Annotated in this window: 13 protein-coding genes and 1 tRNA gene; 11 read left to right on the top strand and 3 right to left on the bottom strand. The window is 73.4% G+C overall.

Annotated elements, in window-relative coordinates:
- Positions 1–451: 451 nt before the first annotated feature.
- Positions 452–1798, bottom strand: a complete 1347-nt coding sequence (murA, locus tag ACGFNI_RS20970; RefSeq protein ID WP_393685798.1) for a UDP-N-acetylglucosamine 1-carboxyvinyltransferase — start codon at positions 1796–1798, stop codon at positions 452–454.
- 297 nt (positions 1799–2095) lie between these two features.
- Between murA and ACGFNI_RS20965 the strand changes: the two genes are divergently transcribed.
- On the top strand, positions 2096–2767 hold the full coding sequence (locus ACGFNI_RS20965; protein WP_393685796.1) for a YqgE/AlgH family protein: 672 nt from the start codon (positions 2096–2098) through the stop codon (positions 2765–2767).
- A gap of 34 nt (positions 2768–2801) precedes the next feature.
- Here ACGFNI_RS20965 and ACGFNI_RS20960 read toward each other — a convergent pair whose 3' ends face one another.
- Positions 2802–3767, bottom strand: coding sequence for a LysR family transcriptional regulator (locus tag ACGFNI_RS20960; protein ID WP_393685794.1), 966 nt, complete (start codon positions 3765–3767; stop codon positions 2802–2804).
- A gap of 182 nt (positions 3768–3949) precedes the next feature.
- On the opposite strand from ACGFNI_RS20960, the gene ACGFNI_RS20955 reads away from it, so the two are divergent.
- The 9 genes from ACGFNI_RS20955 to ACGFNI_RS20915 all read left to right on the top strand — a co-directional run bounded on the left by ACGFNI_RS20955 (position 3950) and on the right by ACGFNI_RS20915 (position 16731).
- A complete protein-coding gene (locus tag ACGFNI_RS20955; RefSeq protein ID WP_393685792.1) occupies positions 3950–5137 on the top strand; it encodes an MFS transporter in 1188 nt (395 codons plus the stop codon).
- Positions 5121–5426, top strand: a complete 306-nt coding sequence (locus ACGFNI_RS20950; protein ID WP_393685790.1) for a DUF3039 domain-containing protein — start codon at positions 5121–5123, stop codon at positions 5424–5426. Before ACGFNI_RS20955 ends, ACGFNI_RS20950 begins: the two co-directional genes overlap by 17 nt.
- A gap of 286 nt (positions 5427–5712) precedes the next feature.
- Complete coding sequence (locus ACGFNI_RS20945; RefSeq protein ID WP_393685788.1) at positions 5713–7011, top strand: extracellular solute-binding protein; 1299 nt, start codon at positions 5713–5715, stop codon at positions 7009–7011.
- Positions 7008–7955, top strand: a complete 948-nt coding sequence (locus tag ACGFNI_RS20940) for a carbohydrate ABC transporter permease (protein WP_393685786.1) — start codon at positions 7008–7010, stop codon at positions 7953–7955. Before ACGFNI_RS20945 ends, ACGFNI_RS20940 begins: the two co-directional genes overlap by 4 nt.
- Entirely contained in the window at positions 7952–8809 is an 858-nt protein-coding gene (locus ACGFNI_RS20935; protein ID WP_393685784.1) for a carbohydrate ABC transporter permease, read from the top strand. The genes ACGFNI_RS20940 and ACGFNI_RS20935 overlap by 4 nt, the downstream gene beginning before the upstream one ends.
- A gap of 4 nt (positions 8810–8813) precedes the next feature.
- Entirely contained in the window at positions 8814–10478 is a 1665-nt protein-coding gene (locus tag ACGFNI_RS20930) for a beta-N-acetylhexosaminidase (RefSeq protein ID WP_393685782.1), read from the top strand.
- Positions 10479–10787: 309 nt separating this feature from the next.
- Complete coding sequence (locus ACGFNI_RS20925; protein WP_393685780.1) at positions 10788–11684, top strand: FAD binding domain-containing protein; 897 nt, start codon at positions 10788–10790, stop codon at positions 11682–11684.
- Positions 11681–14395, top strand: a complete 2715-nt coding sequence (locus tag ACGFNI_RS20920) for a 2Fe-2S iron-sulfur cluster-binding protein (protein WP_393685778.1) — start codon at positions 11681–11683, stop codon at positions 14393–14395. The genes ACGFNI_RS20925 and ACGFNI_RS20920 overlap by 4 nt, the downstream gene beginning before the upstream one ends.
- Entirely contained in the window at positions 14392–16731 is a 2340-nt protein-coding gene (locus tag ACGFNI_RS20915) for a xanthine dehydrogenase family protein molybdopterin-binding subunit (protein WP_393685776.1), read from the top strand. The genes ACGFNI_RS20920 and ACGFNI_RS20915 overlap by 4 nt, the downstream gene beginning before the upstream one ends.
- 84 nt (positions 16732–16815) lie before the next feature.
- On the opposite strand, the gene ACGFNI_RS20910 is transcribed toward ACGFNI_RS20915, so the two are convergent.
- Positions 16816–16887, bottom strand: a tRNA-Cys gene (locus ACGFNI_RS20910).
- 209 nt (positions 16888–17096) lie between these two features.
- On the opposite strand from ACGFNI_RS20910, the gene ACGFNI_RS20905 reads away from it, so the two are divergent.
- On the top strand, positions 17097–18632 hold the full coding sequence (locus ACGFNI_RS20905) for an MFS transporter (protein WP_393685774.1): 1536 nt from the start codon (positions 17097–17099) through the stop codon (positions 18630–18632).
- The last annotated feature ends 72 nt before the right edge of the window (positions 18633–18704 follow it).

Raw genomic sequence — 18704 nt, 5'->3', positions numbered from 1 at the left:
TGCGGTTTTATTGGGCTCAGGGGTTTGTTCCGCGGTCTTCTTGCGGTGAGATCGCCGGGGCTCGCCGACGGCGGCTTGTTCATACAGGTGGGCGGCTGAAGATCCAGGAGAAGCCGGCGTGGCGCCACCCGGAGCGGGCCCGGTCGCACCGCGCACCCGCCGGCTACCTGGGTACCCGGGATGGCATGTGGCTTCTGATCGCCACCTGCGAGGTCCCCGAGGCCGAACGGAACGCCGGTGTCGAGGAGTTCCTCGGTGTCGATCCGGGGATCGTGCACTTCGCGTCGGCCTCCGACGGCCGGATCGTGGCCGGGCGGCACCTCAACCGAGGCCGGGCCGTGCACACACGCTGCTGCCGCACGGCAATCCGGTGCTGGTTGCCGCACGAGGGACGCGGTAGCGGGCGGCGGGGCCGGGAGCCGCTCACCGGCCCCGGCCCCGCCCCTGAACCTCAGTCGCGCAGTGCGCCGTTCGGCAGCTCGACCTTGGCGCCGAGCGTGACGAGCTTCTCCATGAAGTTCTCGTAGCCGCGGTTGATCAGGTCGATGCCGTGCACCCGCGACGTGCCCTGCGCGGCCAGCGCCGCGATCAGGTACGAGAAGCCGCCGCGCAGGTCGGGGATGACCAGGTCGGCGCCCTCCAGCTTGGTCGGCCCGGAAACCACCGCGGAGTGCAGGAAGTTGCGCTGCCCGAAGCGGCAGGCGGAGCCGCCCAGGCACTCGCGGTAGAGCTGGATGTGCGCGCCCATCTGGTTGAGCGCGGAGGTGAAGCCGAGCCGGGACTCGTACACCGTCTCGTGGACGATGGACAGTCCCGACGCCTGCGTCAGCGCCACGACCAGCGGCTGCTGCCAGTCGGTCTGGAAGCCGGGGTGCACGTCCGTCTCCAGTGCGATGGCGTCTAGCGAGCCGCCCGGGTGCCAGAAGCGGATGCCTTCGTCGTCGATCTCGAAGGCGCCGCCGACCCGGCGGAAGGTGTTCAGGAAGGTCATCATCGACCGCTGCTGCGCGCCGCGGACGTAGATGTTGCCCTCGGTGGCCAGCGCGGCGGACGCCCAGGAGGCGGCCTCCAGGCGGTCGGGGAGGGCGCGGTGGGTGTAGCCGTCGAGCTTGTCGACGCCGGTGATCCGGATCGTCCGGTCGGTGTCCATGGAGATGATCGCGCCCATTTTCTGCAGGACGCAGATCAGGTCCTCGATCTCCGGCTCCACCGCGGCGTTCGACAGCTCGGTGACGCCCTCCGCCAGGACGGCGGTCAGCAGCACCTGCTCGGTCGAGCCGACCGACGGGTACGGCAGCCGGATCTTGGTGCCGCGCAGTCGCTGCGGGGCCTCCAGGTACTGCCCGTCGGCGCGCTTCTCGATCGTCGCGCCGAACTGGCGCAGCACGTCGAAGTGGAAGTCCACCGGGCGACCGCCGATGTCGCAGCCGCCCAGGCCCGGGATGAAGGCGTGGCCGAGGCGGTGCAGCAGCGGGCCGCAGAACAGGATCGGGATGCGCGAGGAGCCCGCGTGCGCGTCGATGTCCGCGACGTTGGCGCTCTCCACGTGCGACGGGTCGAGGATCAGCTCACCGGGCTCGTCGCCGGGGCGCACCGTGACGCCGTGCAGCTGCAGCAGCCCGCGCACGACGCGGACGTCGCGGATGTCGGGCACGTTGCGCAGCCGGCTTGGACCGCTGCCGAGCAGGGCCGCGACCATGGCCTTGGGCACGAGGTTCTTCGCACCGCGAACCCGGATCTCGCCCTCCAGCGGGGTGCCGCCGTGGACAAGCAGTACGTCGTCAGTAGAGACGGTCATGGATCTCGCGTTCCTGGAGACGGGCAGGGGCCAATGAGAAATGGTAAGGGGGCCGGAGGGGGTGCCCGTAGGGCCGTACGGACTTCGGCCATGTAATGGCTTTGTCACAACACGCTCGGCTACGAGCCGCCTTTGATCTGTAATCGCCATTTGGCCAAAAAGAACAGCGAATGTCTCGAATGTGTCTTCTGTCGGTAGTGATGTGCGCCGGTGCTGCCGCCGTACGCCCTGCCCTGCTCTCGCACGGGTCCTGGCGTTGACTCCCCGCTCCGGGCCGAAGTGCGGGATCATGTCGCCATGACCGAGGTGTCCTCGCTCACAGGCCGGCTGCTCGTCGCGACGCCCGCGCTCGCCGACCCGAATTTCGACCGCGCGGTGGTGCTGCTCCTCGATCACGACGAGGAGGGCTCACTCGGCGTGGTCCTCAACCGCCCCACCCCGGTGGGGGTCGGCGACATCCTCGCGCCCTGGGCGGCGCTGGCGGGCGAGCCCGGAGTGGTCTTCCAGGGCGGCCCGGTCTCGCTGGACTCCGCACTGGGTGTCGCGGTCATCCCCGGTTGCCTGTCCGGCGCGGACGGCGTCGCCACCCTGGAGAGCGGCGTACGGCCCGAAACGGCCGAGACCGCCGCGGCCGGGGCGCGGGCGGACGCCCCGCACGGCGGCCTGCCGGGCGAGGAGCCGCTGGGGTGGCGCCGGGTGCACGGCGCGATCGGCCTGGTGGACCTGGAGACCCCGCCGGAACTGCTGGCCACGGTGCTGGGCAGCCTGCGGATCTTCGCGGGCTACGCGGGCTGGGGTCCGGGCCAGCTGGAGGACGAACTGGTCGAAGGTGCCTGGTACGTCGTCGATTCCGAACCGGGCGACGTCTCATCGCCCGACCCCGAACAGCTCTGGCGCGCGGTCCTGCGGCGGCAGCGCAACGAGCTGGCGATGGTGGCCACGTATCCGGACGACCCGTCGCTGAACTGACGGTTCCGCCGGGCGGGCCCCGTGCCGCCGTGCCTCAGGGCACGAGGGCGAGGGCGAAGAACCGCTCCGCCAGCGGGTGGGTGTCGCGGGCCGGGACGGCGAGGCGCACCGGCACCGGCGGCGCGTTCTTCAGGCGGACGTAGCGGATTCCGGGATGGCTGTGCCGCCGGGCGACGGACTCCGGGGCCACTCCCACGCCGTGCCCCGCGGCGACGGCTTCCAGCCACTCGTCGAAGTTCCCTGCCGTACAGGCGAGTTGCGGGCGCCGGTCCGCGGGCCACAGCTCGGGGCGGGTGCTGCCGGTGACGGTGTTGACCACCAGCGGCAGGTCCGCCAGCTCGGCCCAGTCCAGGACCCGGCGCCCGGCCACCGCCCGCACGGCAGCCGCCTCCCCCGTGCGCGTCTCCTGCCGGGCGGTGGCCGCCGTGCGGGAGAGCGCGGCGACCCGCGCCTCGCGCAGCAGCACCGTGGTGCGCAGCGCGGCATCCGGGGGGACGTCGCCGCGCACCACGGCGATGTCGCACTCCCCGCTCTCCAGGCCCGCGAGCGGCGAATCCCGGCGCACCAGCCGGACTCCGGCGCCGCTCGCCGCCTTGAACCGCGCGGCGAGCGAGGCGCAGGCGTCGGGCAGCAGCGAGGTGAAGCCGAGGCGCAGGGCGGCCGGGCCCGCGGGGTGCAGCGCGGCGGCCAGCCGGGGGAGCAGCGGTGCGAGGTCGGCGTGCAGTCTGCGGCCGGCATCGGTCAGTTCGACGCGGCGGGTGGTCCGGTCGAGGAGCCGGGCGCCGAGCGTCGTTTCGAGGGCGCGGACGGTCCGGGTCAGCGCGGGCTGGCCGATCCGCAGCCGGGCCGCGGCGTGCGTGAAGCTGCGCTCGTCGGCGACGGCGAGGAAGCCGCGCAGGTGCCGCAGCTCGATGCCCCGCAGGCCGTCGAGGGCGTCGGGCGCGTCCGGCGTCCGTGGTGCGGTGTCCACGGAGTGTCCGTCCCTGTCGTCCGGCTTCATCGGTGCGCCCCTGTCCGTCCCGGCCGTCACACGCCGCTCTCCGGCGCGCTCCGCATTCATGCCGCACCAGCATAAGTGCACCGTCGCGGGCATTTCCCCGGACATCCGGAGAGTGCCTACGTTTCCCCGGTCGGTGTGACCCGGGGCCTTCGAAGCCCCGGACGATCAGGGGAGTTGAGCAGGTGCGCAAGGTCTTGCTGCTGACGCTGGGGGCCTTCACCCTCGGCCTGGACGCCTATGCGATGGCGGGGCTGCTGCCGGTGCTCGCCGACGACATCGGCACCCGGGTCTCACTGGCCGGCCAACTGGTGACGGTCTTCACCCTGGCGTACGCGATCTCGGCGCCCCTGGTCGCCGGGCTGCTGTCCGGGGTGCGCCCGCGGGTGCTGCTCATCGCCGCGCTGGCCGTGTTCACGCTCGGCAACGCGCTGACCGCGGTGGCGCCTTCGCTGGGCGGGCTGCTCGCCGCCCGGGTGGTCGCGGGTGCCGGGGCCGGGGTGTACTCGGCGCTCTCCACGGCAGCAGCCGCCGCGCTGGTGCCGCCCGAGCGGCGCGGACGCGCGCTGGCGCTGGTGATGGGCGGGATGAGCGCGGGCACCGTCCTGGGTGTTCCGCTGGGCGTACTGCTGGCCGAACACGCGGGGTGGCGCGCCACGATGTGGCTGGTCACCGGCCTCGGTGTGGTCGCGCTCGCCGGTCTCGCCGGACTGCTGCCGCCGGTGCCCGCCGGGCCCGCGGTGCCGGTGCGCGCCCGGCTCACCGCGCTCACCGACCGGGCGGTGGCACCGGTCGTCGGGGTGTCGTTCCTCGCCGCGGTCGCCAGCCTCGGGCTCTACACCTACCTGGCGCCGGTGCTGGCCGCGGCCGGCGGGGTCGGCGAGGTCGCGCCGTACCTCTGGGCCTGGGGCGCGGGCGGGGTGCTCGGCAGTGTGCTGGCCGGTCCGCTGGTGGACCGTACGGGGGGCCGGGTCCGTGTGCTGGTCGGCGTGCTGCTGGTGATGGTCATCGCGGCGCAGGCGCTGCTGCCTTCGCTGGCGTCGGTGGCGCTGCCCGGTGCGGTGGTCGCGCTGGTCGCCTGGGGGGCGGCGGGCTGGGCGTTCCAGGTGCCCCAGCAGCACCGGCTGCTGGAGCTGAGCGCGGACCGCGGTCCGATCGTTCTCGCGCTGAACAACTCGGCGCTCTATCTGGGCAGTGCGGTCGGCTCCGCGCTGGGCGGCCTCGCGCTGGCCGCGGGGCTCGCACCGTACGCGCTGCCGTGGGTCGCGGCCGGGGTGGCGGCCCTGGGTCTCGTCGTGCACGGGGCGGCGGGCCGACGCTCCCGGGCTGCCGGGCGCGTGAGTACCCTTGGCAGTTATGAGCACTCCTCTTGAGCCCGAGCGCGGGGCAGGTACGGGAACCCTCGTAGAGCCGACACCGCAGGTGTCGCACGGCGACGGAGACCACGAGCGCTACGCCCACTACGTCCAGAAGGACAAGATCATGGCGAGCGCGCTGGACGGCACGCCCGTCGTGGCGCTGTGCGGGAAGGTCTGGGTACCGGGCCGCGACCCGAAGAAGTACCCGGTCTGTCCGATGTGCAAGGAGATCTACGAGTCCATGGGCGCCGGTGGCGACAAGGACAAGGGCGGCAAGGGCGGTAAGGACGGCAGCAAGAAGTAGCCGTCAGGCCCGCCGCGGTGCGGCGGGCCGAGCCGTGCGCGTACGGGTGCGCCGCCCGCGGGGGTGAGCGGCCGTCCGGCGCAGGCAGCCGCAGGGCGAGGGCCCGGGTCTTTCGTGGACCCGGGCCCTTCGTCGTGCCCGGGGGCGGGGCGCGTGCCGGTCACGGAGTGGTGGAGACCTCTGGTGATCCCTTGTCCGGCCGGGCAACCACCCTTAATCTCCTGTGAATTGTGCACTGCGAAACGACCGTTGCGCATGTTGCAACAACGAATCGGAGGGTTCTGCCATGCACCTCTCTGCTCGAACATCCGCCGCAGCCGCGGCACTTGCCCTGACCGCGCTCACCACCGCCGCCTGCGCACCGTCCACCGCAGGCCCCGGCGCCGCAGGTGACGCCGCGACCGGCACCGTGCGCGTCTGGCTCTTCCGCGAGGTCGACAACACCCCCAAGGAGAAGGCGGTCCAGCAGGCCGTCTCGGCCTTCACCGCCGCCCACAAGGGCGTCAAGGTCACCGTCGACTACATCCCCGTCGACACCCGCGCCGAACGCATCAAGGCCGCCTTCAACGATCCCGCGAGCGCCCCCGACGTGATCGAGTACGGCAACACCGACACCGCCGGCTACGTCAAGGACGGCGGACTCGCCGACGTCACCGAGGAGTTCGGCGCCTGGCCGGAGGCCAAGGACACCGACGCCACCGCCAAACGGTCGGTGACCGTGGACGGCAAGATCTACGGCGCACCGCTGTTCGTCGGCGTCCGCGCGCTCTACTACCGCACCGACGTCTTCAAGGACCTGCACCTCGCACCCCCCACCACCCAGAACCAACTCGCCACCGCCGCCAAGAAGATCCACCGGGCCAGGCCCGACATGTACGGCCTGGCGGTCGGCGGCGCCTACACCTACGGCGCGATGCCCTTCATCTGGGCGGCCGGCGGCGAACTCGCCACCGGCAAGGACGGCCGCTACACCGCGGCCGTCAACAGCCCCGCGGCGAAGAAGGGCATCGCCGCCTACACCGGCCTGTTCGGCGACGACAACTGCCCGGCGTCGAAGTGCGCCGACATGGGCGGCAACGACACCGTCACCGCCTTCGCATCCGGCAAGGCGGGCATGGCCATCGGCGGCGACTTCAACCACCAGGCCGTCGAGGCGGGCAAGGCCAAGGGCCACTACGCCGTCGTCCCGCTGCCCGGCGTCCGCAAGGGTGAGATCGCACCGGCCTTCGCGGGCGGCAACAACATCGGCGTCCTCAAGAGCAGCGGCCACCGCACCCTCGCCGTCGGCCTGATGAAGCAGCTGGCGGGGAAGAAGACCCAGCGCGCGCTGTTCGACGCGATGGGCTTCCTGCCCACCTTCACCGACGTACGGGCCGAGGCCGCCGCCCGCCGGCCCTACCTCGCGCCCTTCGTCACCACCCTGGACGCCGGCGCCGAGTTCGTCCCCGCGTCGCCCGGCTGGGGCGCCATCGACGCCTCGCAGGTGCTGCCGACCATGTTCCAGCAGATCGTCAGCGGCCGGAAGGACGTCGACGCCGCCGCCGACGCCGCCGCGCAGGCGATGGACGAGGTCTTCCGCAAGTGAGCGGCGCGAGCATCCTGAGCCCCGCGCGCACCACCCGTACCGGTAAGAGACGCAGCGGCGGCTGGACGCCCTGGCTGTATCTCGCCCCCGCGCTGATCGTCCTCGGCGGACTGCTGGTCTACCCCATCTACCAACTCGGCCTGATCTCGTTACTCGAATACACCCAGGCACAGGTCAGCGGCGGCGAACCGACCACCTTCCAGGGGCTCGGGAACTACGCCACGCTCTTCAGCGACGGCCGATTCTGGCAAGTCCTCCTGGCCACCGTGCTGTTCGCGGGCGCCTGCGTCCTGGCCACCCTGGCCGTCGGCTGCGCACTCGCCGTCCTCCTCACCCGGATCCGCGCGCTGCCCAGGCTCGCCCTGATGCTCGCCGCGCTCGGGGCCTGGGCCACCCCCGCCATCACCGGCTCCACGGTCTGGCTCTTCCTCTTCGACCCCGACTTCGGCCCGGTCGACAAGGTCCTTTCGGCCATCGGCCTGAGCGGCTTCGCCCACTACTCCTGGACCTACGACCGCTACACCGCCTTCGCGCTGGTACTCCTCGAAGTCGTCTGGTGCTCCTTCCCGTTCGTGATGGTCACCGTCTACGCCGGGATCCGCGCGATACCCGGCGAGGTGCTGGAGGCCGCGGCCCTGGACGGCGCCTCGCAGTGGCGGATCTGGCGCAGCGTGCTGGCCCCGATGCTGCGGCCGATTCTCGTCGTCGTCACCCTCCAGTCGGTGATCTGGGACTTCAAGGTCTTCACCCAGATCTACGTGATGACCAACGGCGGCGGCATCGCCAAACAGAACCTCGTCCTGAACGTCTACGCCTACCAAACCGCCTTCGCCTCCGCGCAGTACAGCCTCGGCTCGGCGATCGGCGTCGTGATGCTGCTGATCCTGCTCGCGGTGTCGCTCGGCTATCTGCGACTGCTGCGCCGCCAAGGGGAGGAATTGTGAGAACTCCCCGCATCCGCAGGCCCTGGCGGCTCGCCGCGGAGGCCGGTGCGCTGCTCATCGCCGCCGCCGTCGCCTTCCCGCTCTACTGGATGGTGCTGTCGGCCTTCAAACCGGCGGGGGAGGTGCAGTCGAGCACGCCGCGCCCCTGGACCCTCGACCCGTCGCTCGACGCCTTCCGGCGCGTCTTCCAACAGCAGGACTTCGGCCGCTACTTCCTCAACAGCCTGTTCGTCGCGGGAGCCGTGGTCCTCGCCTCGGCCCTGATCGCGTTCCTCGCCGCCACCGCCGTGACCCGCTTCCGCTTCCGGTTCCGTACGACGCTGCTCATCATGTTCCTGGTCGCGCAGATGGTGCCGGTCGAGGCGCTCACCATCCCGCTGTTCTTCCTGATGCGGGACCTCGGCGGGGCGGTGCCAGGCATCGGACTCAACACCCTCGGCTCACTGATCCTCCCGCACCTCGCCTTCTCCCTCCCGTTCGCCATCTGGATGCTGCGCGGCTTCGTCAAGGCGGTACCGGAAGCCCTGGAGGAGGCCGCCTACCTGGACGGCGCGAGCCGCGCCCGCTTCCTGTGGCAGATCCTCTTCCCGCTCGTCCTCCCCGGACTCATCGCGACCAGCGTCTTCTCCTTCATCTCCACCTGGAACGACTTCCTGTTCGCCAAGTCCTTCCTGATCAGCGCCACCGAGAACTCCACGCTCCCCATGGCACTCCTCGTCTTCTTCAAACCCGACGAGAACGACTGGGGCGGCATCATGGCGGCATCGACCGTGATGACCATCCCCGTCCTCGTCTTCTTCGTACTCGTACAGCGCCGGCTGGTCTCGGGCCTCGGCGGCGCGGTGAAGGACTGATGGCATGAACGACACCGAAGGCACCACGGCACACCACGTCATTCCGCTTCCGCGCCGGGCCGGTGCCCGTACGGACGGTGGCGCGGGCTGCCTGCTGGACGAGGGCACCGGGATCGAGGCGCAGGCGGGCGCCGGCTTCGTCGCGCAGTGGCTGCGGGCCACCGTCGGCGCCGCCACCGGACTGCCGCTGCCGCCCCATCACGCCGGCTGCACCAGCCGCATCCTGCTGCGCGTCACACCGGAGACCGGGCGCGGTCTCGGGCCCGAGGGCTACCGCCTCGTCATCGGGGAAGGGCTGGTCACCCTGGAGGGTGGCGGCGAAGCCGGGCTGTTCTGGGGGGCCCAGACCCTCCGTCAGCTCCTCGGCCCCGACGCCTTCCGGCGGGCCCCGCTCGCCCCGGACGTCCGCGCCTGGGCCCTGCCGGCCCTCCGCATCGAGGACGCCCCCCGCTTCGGCTGGCGCGGCACGATGCTCGACGTCGCCCGGCACTTCACGCCCAAGGACGGCGTGCTGCGCTGGATCGACCTGCTGGCCGCGCACAAGCTGAACGTCCTGCACCTGCACCTCACCGACGACCAGGGCTGGCGCATCGAGATCGCCCGCCACCCCGAACTCACCAGGACCGGCGGCTGGCGCGAACGCACCAAGCTCGGCCACCGGGCCTCCCCGCTCTGGGACGAACGCCCGTACGGCGGTTACTACACCCAGGACGACATCCGCGAGATCGTCGCGTACGCCGCCCAGCGGCATATCAGCGTCGTCCCGGAGATCGACATTCCCGGCCACGCGCAGGCCGCCATCGCGGCGTATCCCGAACTCGGCAACACCGACGTCATCGACACCACCTCCCTGAAGGTCTGGGACACCTGGGGCGTCAACCCGAACGTACTCGCCCCCACTGACAACACCCTCCGCTTCTACGAAGAGGTCCTGGAGGAGGTACTGGAACTCTTCCCCTCGCCGTTCGTGCACATCGGCGGCGACGAATGCCCCAAGGACCAGTGGAAGGCGTCCGCCACCGCGCAGGCGCGCATCGCCGAACTCGGTCTGGACGGCGAGGACGGGCTGCAGAGCTGGTTCATCCGGCACTTCGACCGCTGGCTCGCCGACCGCGGCAGGCGGCTCATCGGCTGGGACGAGATCCTCGAAGGCGGCCTCGCCGAGGGGGCCGCCGTCGCCTCCTGGCGCGGCTACGCGGGCGGGATCGCCGCCGCCCGCGCGGGCCACGACGTCGTCATGTGCCCCGAGCAGCAGGTCTATCTGGACCACCGTCAGCACGCGGGACCTGACGAACCGGTGCCGCTCGGCTTCGTGCGGACCCTGGAGGACGTCTACCGCTTTGAGCCGCTGCCGCCCCAGCTGACGGACCGCGAGGCCGCGCACGTGCTCGGCACCCAGGCCAACGTATGGACCGAGGTCCTGGAGAGCCGGCAGCGCATCGACTACCAGGTCTTTCCGCGCCTCGCCGCGTTCGCCGAGGTCGCCTGGTCGCAGCTGCCGTCCCCGCAGGACCGCGACTACCAGGAATTCACCCGGCGGATGACCGTCCACTACCGCAGGCTCGACGCGCTCGGCGTCGCCTACCGCCCGCCCACCGGCCCGCTTCCTTGGCAGAAGCGCCCCGGACTGCTCGGACGCCCGATCGAGGGGGCGCCCCCAAACGTGTGAGCCCGAGTGCAAGGAGGGCGCCCGTGCGGCCGGTCCCTGGGACTGTGGTCCGCGCACCGCCGCACGGGCGGCCCGCACCGCAGGACGCACACGCTCGACGCACCACCAGGAGGGCCACCGCGCCTCCTTCGGGGTCTTCGGCACGGCGGACGAATCCGGACCAGCACCCCCGTCGGGGACGGAATGCCGCTTCGTGGACCCTCGCGCCGTGGGCCCGGGAAGATGTGCCAGAGTTGCCACGTCCGGGCCGTGAGCACGTACCGTACGGCGGAGCGGAACTGCCGGGACACCGGGGAAGGGGCAGCTGGCTTGACCATCCACGCACCGCAGGCGTCGCACACGGTGACGTTGCCGGCCTCGCTCGACGAGGCGGTGGCGGCGCTCACCGCCATGCCCGCCGCCGTACCCGTCGCGGGCGGCACCGATCTCATGGCGGCGGTCAACGCCGGACTCCTCAGACCGGCAGGACTGGTGGGCCTCGCCCGGATCAGCGAAATCCGCGGCTGGCAGTACCAGGACGGGCACGCGCTGCTCGGCGCCGGACTCACCCTCGCCCGGATGGGACGCCCCGACTTCGCCGCGCTGATCCCGGGACTCGCCGCCGCCGCCCGCGCGGCGGGCCCGCCGCAGATCCGCAACGCGGGGACACTCGGCGGCAACATCGTCAGCTCCGCGCCGACCGGTGACACCCTTCCGGTGCTCGCCGCCCTGGAAGCCACCCTGATCATCGCGGGCCCCGGGGGCGACCGGCGCGAGATCCCGGTCAGCCACCTCCTGGCCGGCCGCGAGATGCTGCGGCCCGGTGAACTCGTCGGCTACGTACGGGTACCGCTGCTGCACGCCCCGCAGACCTTCCTCAAGGCCACCGGCCGCACCGGCCCCGGCCGCGCCACCGCGTCCGTCGCGCTGGTGCTCGACCCGGCCAGGCGCGGCGTGCGCTGCGCGGTGGGCGCGGTCGCCGCGATGCCGCTGCGCCCCCTGGAGGCCGAGCAGTGGGTGGCATCCCTCATCGACTGGGACGGCGAACGCGGCCTGGTTCCGGAGGCGCTGGCGGCCTTCGGTGACTACGTCGCCGCCGCCTGCATCCCCGACCCGGCGCCGCCGCAGGACGGCTCCGAGCCGCAGACCCTGCCGCCCGCCGCGCTGCACCTGCGCCGTACGGTGGCAGCCCTGGCCCGCCGCGCACTTGGGAGGGCGCTCTCGTGAGCGAAGACAACCGCAGGCAGCAGCCCGAACAGGGCTGGCAGCCACTGCCGCAGGGCGGCGAGTACGAGCAGGAGGCAACGGCCTTCGTGCAGCTGCCCGAAGGCTTCACCACCGGGGCCATGGGCGGCGCCGGCGCACCGGGTGACTACTACGCGCCCGGCGCCGACCCGCTCGCCGCACCCGGTCACGGCTATGTCCCACCGGCCTCCTTCACCCCGCCGATCGCCGGTGCCGGTACCGACCCGTCGGCCACCGGCCAGTGGACGATGCCGTTCGCGGATCCGTCCGCCGGATACGCCGACCCGTCGGCCGGCTACCCGGCTCAGGAGGCCGCGCACCAGGACCCGTCGGCGGGCCACCCGGGCAACGCGCCCGGGGGCGACCGGCAGTGGGGCGGCGACACGGTCGACTGGCCGGTCGCGGGCAGCGCGGAGGCGGCAGGCAGCGGGCCGTGGTCGGTACCCGCGGCACCGGACGACGTCCTGGAGGAGTCCGGCGAATACCTCGTCGGCAACGACGGCCTGACCGGGCATCCGGGCCACCCGGGGCAGGGCGGCTACGGCGACCACGGCCAGGGCTACGCCCGCTCCGGCGACACCTACGGTCAGGGCCTCACCTACGGGGCGTCCGGCGACACCTACGGCGGCCAAACCGGCGGCTACGGGCACTCCGGTGACACCTACGGCGGCGCGCACGGCCTCTACGGCGGCACGTCAGGCACCCCGCAGGGCGCCGGGCAGGACGCGGGCCACCACGACGGCGGCGCCGCGCACGACGCGGGCCACGGCGCCGGACAGCAGCCCGTCCACCGGCACTTCCCCACGGAGCAGGCGCCCACCGGCCACGCCCCGGACGGCACGGACATCCCGGCCGTCCCGGACCCGGCGGGCCACCTCATGGCGCAGGACCCGCTGTTCGGCGGCGTCGCGGGCGATCCGTACGCGCCGGGCGGCGGTCTGCCGGGCCAGGACGACGCACCCCGGGCGGACGACCCCTACGGGAGGGGCCCGGCCGTCCCCGAGACCCCGACGGGCGGCACGACCGGGCACTGGTCGCTGCCGGCCGATGCCCTGGCCCAGTGGCCGCCGGCCGCTGAGGCCGCGCCCCGGCACGACACGACCGATGCACCGGACGCACCGGCACCGGACCACGGCCCGGCGGACGGCACCGAAGGCGGCGCGCCGGTCGGCGGATCCCCGTGGGCGGTCCCGGCGGCACGCGACGCACAGCCGGACACATCGGGCGGGTTCACGACCGAAGCGGCGCACGGAACCGGATACGGCACGTACCCGGCGTACGAGGCGGCGCCCTACGAAGGGCTGCACCCCGGCACGGCGGCTCCGGCACCCGAAGCGGCGCCGGAGACCCCCGACGGGCCGGACGTACCTCAGGCCGGGCCCGCGGGAACGGCCACGCAGCAGGAGCCGGCCACGCAGCAGGAGCCGGAGCACGCGGACACCGCCCCGGTGGCCGATGCGGCCGGCGCGGTCCCGGAAGCGACCGTGGCCCCGGAGGCGGATGGCCTCGGGGGCGACGCCGGGAGCGGTGACGGCGACGCCGTCGGCGGGGCCTTCGCGCCGGACGGGCCTCCGGCGCAGGGTGTGCACGGCGAGCCCGATGACGCCGCCGGTGCGGCAATGACGGCGGCGGGCGCGGCCGTTGCCGCCGACGCCGGCCCGGTGGGCGCGGTGACCGACCCGTCCGCCCTCGACGACCCGTCCGGCCGCCCCGACCCGGAGTCCGGTGCGGCCCCCGCCGTGCCCGGCGACGGCCACGCAGCGGCGGAACCCGGGTCAACCACCCACAGCGGCACGGCAGTTGACGCCGATGCCGACGGCCAGGCCGCCGGAAACGGCGAGCTGCCGGGACCGGCCACCGACGCGGCACCCGCCACCCCGGACCTCTCCCCGGACTCCACCCCGGACCTCTCCCCGCACACCGACCCCGAGGCTGCCCCCGAAGGCACCCCCCAGGTCGTCCCGCACCACGACCCCGACCTCGCCGCGGGCTCCGACGCCTACGCCGAGGAGCACCCGCACGCCTCGTACGTGCTGCGGGTCAACGGCGCCGACCGGCCGGTCACCGACGCGTGGATCGGCGAGTCGCTGCTCTACGTCCTGCGGGAGCGGCTCGGCCTCGCCGGGGCCAAGGACGGCTGTTCGCAAGGAGAGTGCGGGGCCTGCTCGGTCCAGGTGGACGGCCGTCTGGTCGCCTCCTGCCTGGTGCCGGCGGCCACGACGGCCGGCTGCGAGGTCCGCACGGTCGAGGGTCTGGCGCAGAACGGCGCGCCGTCCGACGTGCAGCGCGCGCTCGCCGATTCCGGTGCGGTGCAGTGCGGCTTCTGCGTACCGGGCATGGCGATGACGGTGCACGACCTGCTGGAGGGCAACCACGCCCCCAGCGAGCTGGAGACCCGCAAGGCGCTGTGCGGCAACCTCTGCCGCTGTTCCGGCTACCGCGGGGTGCTGGACGCCGTCGACGCGGTCGTCCAGGCCCGCGCCCAGGCGTCCGAGGCGGCAGCCGCCCCGGAGGCCACCGCGGACGGCACCGCCCGCATCCCCCATCAGGCCGGCCCCGCCGACCCCGAGGGCCGTGCCCCGCACGACCCGGCAGCGCACGAGAACGAGCACACCGGCCACCGGCCCGGCGACCCGCACGGGCCGCACCACCAGGGGCCGGGTGCCGATCCGCAGACGGGAGGCCCCGCATGAGCGGTACGACCGACGGAGCCGGAGCCGCCACCGCGACCCCTCCGGCCGGCATCCCGATTCCCCCCGTCGAGCCGCCGCCGCACGGCCTGGGCGTCTCCCTGCCGCCCGCCGACGCCCCGGCGAAGACCCAGGGGACGTTCCCGTACGCCGCCGACCTGTGGGCCGAGGGCCTGCTGTGGGCCGCGGTGCTGCGCTCCCCGCACCCGCGCGCGCGGATCGTGTCCCTCGACACCCGGCAGGCCGCCGAGATGCCCGGGGTGCGGGCCGTCATCACGCACGAGGACGTACCGGGCGACGCCGGGCACGGCCGGGGCACCGCCGACCGGCCGGTGTTCGCCAAGGACGAGGTGCGCCACCACGGCGAGCCGATCGCCGCGGTCGCCGCCGACCACCCCGACACCGCCCGGCTCGCCGCCGCCGCCATCGCGGTCGAGTACGAGCTGCTGGACGCCGTCACCGACCCGCAACTCGCCTTCGAGGCCGAGCCGTTGCACCCGGACGGCAATCTCATCCGGCACATCCCGCTCCGCTTCGGTGACGCCGATGCGGTCGGTGAGGTGATGGTCGAGGGGCTCTACCGGATCGGCCGTCAGGACCCGGCGCCCATCGGGGCCGAGGCCGGGCTCGCCGTACCGCGGCCCGACGGCGGGGTGGAGATCTACACCGCGTCCACCGACCCGCACACCGACCGCGACCTGGCCGCCGCCTCCTTCGGCCTCGACCCGGAGCGCGTCAAGGTCGTGGTGACCGGCGTGCCAGGGGCGACCGCCGACCGGGAGGACCCGGGCATCCAGCTCTCCCTGGGGCTGCTCGCCCTGCGGACCGGCTGCCCCGTCAAGCTCGCCGCCACCCGCGAGGAGTCCTTCCTCGCCCACGCGCACCGCCATCCCACGCTGCTGCGCTACCGCCACCACGCCGACGGCGAGGGCCAGTTGGTGAAGGTGGAGGCGCAGATCCTGATGGACGCCGGTGCCTACGCGGACACCTCGGCCGATGCGCTGGCCGCCGCCGTCTCCTTCGCCTGCGGCCCGTACGTCGTGCCGCACGCCGTGATCGAGGGCTGGGCGGTGCGCACCAACAACCCGCCGTCAGGACACATGCGCGGTGAGGGTGCCCTCCAGGTCTGCGCGGCGCACGAGGGCCAGATGGACAAGCTGGCGGCGAGGCTGGGGCTCGATCCCGACGAGATCCGCAGGCGCAATGTGATGGCCACCGGTGATCTGCTGCCCACCGGGCAGACGGTCACCTGCCCCGCGCCGGTCGCCGAACTGCTGCGCGCCGTCAAGGAAGCGCCGCTGCCGGACCTGCCCAAGGACACCCCCGAAGCGGAGTGGCTGCTTCCGGGCGGTCCCGAGGGCGCCGGGGAGCCGGGCGCGGTGCGCCGCGGCGTCGGCTACGCGCTCGGCATGGTGCACATGCTGGGCGCCGAGGGCGCCGACGAGGTGTCCACCGCGACGGTCAAGGTCAGCGGCTCCGTCGCCACCGTCATCTGCTCCGCGGTCGAGACCGGCGGCGGATTCTCCACCCTGGCCCGGCAGATCGTGCAGGAGACGCTCGGCGTGGACGAGGTCCGCGTCGCCGCCGTCGACACCGACCAGCCGCCGGCCGGGCCCGCCTGCCACGGACGGCACACCTGGGTCTCCGGCGGTGCCGTCGAACGGGCGGCCAAGATGGTCCGTACGCAGCTTCTCCAGCCGCTGGCCCACAAGTTCGGGATGTCCACCGAGCTGCTTCAGATCACCGACGGCAAGATCACCTCGTACGACGGGGTGCTCAGCACGACCGTCGCCGAGGCCCTGGACGGCAAGGAACTGTGGGCCACCGCCCAGTGCCGGCCGCACCCCACTGAACCGCTCGACGACACCGGGCAGGGCGACGCCTTCGTCGGACTCGCCTTCTGCGCGATCCGCTGCGTCGCCGACGTCGACATCGAACTGGGCACCATCCGGGTCGTGGAGATGTCGGTCGCCCAGGACGTCGGCCGGGTGCTCAACCCCCGGCAGCTGCGGGCGCGCATCGAGGCCGGGGTCACCCAGGGCCTGGGCGCCGCGCTCATGGAGAACCTGCGGACCACCCGCGGTCTGGTGCGGCACCCGGACCTGACGGGTTACGCGCTGCCGACGGCGCTGGACGCCCCGGACATCCGGATCGTCAAGCTCGTCGAGGAACGCGACGTGGTGGCACCGTTCGGCGCCAAGGCCGCCAGCGCCATCCCGGTCGTCACCTCGCCCGCCGCGGTGGCATCGGCGGTCCGCGCGGCCACCGGCCGTCCCATCGGCCGCCTCCCGATCCGCCCGCAGGCGGCGGTGGCGCAGGCGGCGACGCAGACCGGCTGAGGCGGAAACCGAGCCGTACGGCGGAAAGGGCGGTCCACCCGTAGGTGAACCGCCCTTTCCGCGGCCCCTGTTGAGGGGCGCCGGAGGCCGTGGCGGGATTCGAACCCACGTAACTCGCTTTGCAGGCGAGTCCCTGAACCACTCGGGCACACGGCCGGGATGACGCGATGTCCTGACTGTAGGCCGGGTGGTGGGGGGCGCGGCAAGGGTGCCGGGCGGGCTGCCACGAGGCTGCAATGTGCGGTTCATGAAGCGCGCTTTCCAGGCGGGCGACGGAAGTTCGCGGGCGCCCTAGGACCGATGGCCGAGGTGATCCCCGTCCCGCGACAGGGGTGTTGCCGCGCTGCGGCCCTTACGCTGGCCCGATGAGTGCCGACCTCTCACCCGACACGGACGGTGCCGACGCCGTCGCCGATACCGCCGCCGTGCCGGTGGCCGCAGGTGCCGCGGACGAAGGCGAGCTTCCCGGCACAGCCGGCCGGCCACCGGAGGCCGATGACGGTGGGACGGGGGTTCTCGGGCGGGCCCACCGCGCGTTGACCCTCGGCATCATCTCCGTCGTCTCGCTCATCGCCTTCGAGGCGAGCGCCGTGAACACCGCGATGCCGGTGGCCGCCCGCGCGCTGCACGGCATCGAGATGTACGCCTTCGCCTTCTCGGCGTTCTTCACCGCGAGCCTGTTCGCCATGGCGCTCGCCGGTGAGTGGAACGACCGCCGCGGCCCGCTCGCCCCGCTGTTCACCGGCATCGCCGCGTTCGGCGCCGGGCTGCTGACCGCGGGCGGTGCGCAGAGCATGGGCATGTTCGTGGCGGGCCGCGGCGTCCAGGGTCTCGGCGGCGGTCTGGTGATCGTCTCGCTGTACGTCGTCGTCGGGCGGGCCTATCCCGAGCGGCTGCGGCCTGCCGTCATGGCGTCGTTCTCGGCCGCCTGGGTGCTGCCGGTGATCGTCGGACCGCTGGTCGCGGGGGCGATCACCGAGCACGCGGGCTGGCGGTGGGTCTTCCTCGCCATCCCCGTGCTGATCCTGCTGCCGCTCGGTGTGATGCTGCCCGCGCTGCGCGGACTGCCGAAGGAAGCGGTCGCGGCGGGCGGCATCGGCCGGGTGCTGCGCAGCCGGCGCGCGCTGCTCGCCCTGGCCGTCGCGGCGGGTGCCGCGCTGCTCCAGTACGCGGGCCGGCACCCGGACCCGTACGCGCTGATACCGGCCGCTGCGGGGCTCGCGCTGCTGGTGCCCGGGGTGCTGCGGCTGCTTCCCCGCGGCACGTTCCGGGCGGCGCGGGGGCTGCCGACCGTGGTGCTGATGCGGGGGCTCGCGTCCGGTGCGCTGGTCGCGTCCGAGAGCTTCATCCCGCTGATGCTGGTCACCCAGCGGGGACTGTCGCCCACCCTCGCCGGTCTCTCGCTCACCGGCGGCGGCCTGACCTGGGCGCTCGGCTCGTACGTGCAGAGCAGGCCGCGCATGGAGGCGCACCGGGAGCGGCTGATGGGCCTCGGTCTGCTCTTCCTCGGCTGCGCCATCGCCGTGGTGCCGCTGGTGCTGCTGGACGGGGTGCCGGTCTGGGCCGTCGCCGTCGGCTGGGGGCTCGGCGGCTTCGGCATGGGCCTGAACATCTCCAGCGGCGGGGTGCTGCTCCTGAAGCTGTCGCGGCCCGAGGAGGCGGGCAGCAATTCCGCGTCGCTCCAGATGGCGGACTCCCTGGGCAACGTCGGTTTCGTCGGCCTGGGCGGGGTGCTGTTCGTGGCCTTCGGCGGCGGTGCGATCGCCGCCGGCGGGCAGGCCGCGGCCACCGGCGGCCCGACCGCGCAGCCCGCGGCCTTCGCCGCCGTCTTCGCCGCGATGACGGTGGTGGCCCTGACCGGCGCGTGTCTGGCGGGGCGGCTGCGGCCGAAGGCGCGGTAGGCACGGACGGCGGACCCCGGGCGCGGGATGTGACCTCGGTCCCACCGCCCGGTCACCCGGCGTCCGGCCCCT

This window comes from Streptomyces sp. NPDC048644, from assembly GCF_043199105.1.
GTDB lineage: Bacteria > Actinomycetota > Actinomycetes > Streptomycetales > Streptomycetaceae > Streptomyces.
Note: the sequence above shows the minus strand (reverse complement) of the source record. Positions and strands in the feature narration are given on the sequence as shown.

Bases quoted from the DNA above. Each gene is read 5' to 3' on its own strand.
- murA (WP_393685798.1), bottom strand. From the start codon at position 1,798: ATGACCGTCTCTACTGACGACGTACTGCTTGTCCACGGCGGCACCCCG.
- ACGFNI_RS20965 (WP_393685796.1), top strand. From the start codon at position 2,096: ATGACCGAGGTGTCCTCGCTCACAGGCCGGCTGCTCGTCGCGACGCCC.
- ACGFNI_RS20960 (WP_393685794.1), bottom strand. From the start codon at position 3,767: ATGAAGCCGGACGACAGGGACGGACACTCCGTGGACACCGCACCACGG.
- ACGFNI_RS20950 (WP_393685790.1), top strand. From the start codon at position 5,121: ATGAGCACTCCTCTTGAGCCCGAGCGCGGGGCAGGTACGGGAACCCTC.
- ACGFNI_RS20945 (WP_393685788.1), top strand. From the start codon at position 5,713: ATGCACCTCTCTGCTCGAACATCCGCCGCAGCCGCGGCACTTGCCCTG.
- ACGFNI_RS20930 (WP_393685782.1), top strand. From the start codon at position 8,814: ATGAACGACACCGAAGGCACCACGGCACACCACGTCATTCCGCTTCCG.
- ACGFNI_RS20915 (WP_393685776.1), top strand. From the start codon at position 14,392: ATGAGCGGTACGACCGACGGAGCCGGAGCCGCCACCGCGACCCCTCCG.
- ACGFNI_RS20905 (WP_393685774.1), top strand. From the start codon at position 17,097: ATGAGTGCCGACCTCTCACCCGACACGGACGGTGCCGACGCCGTCGCC.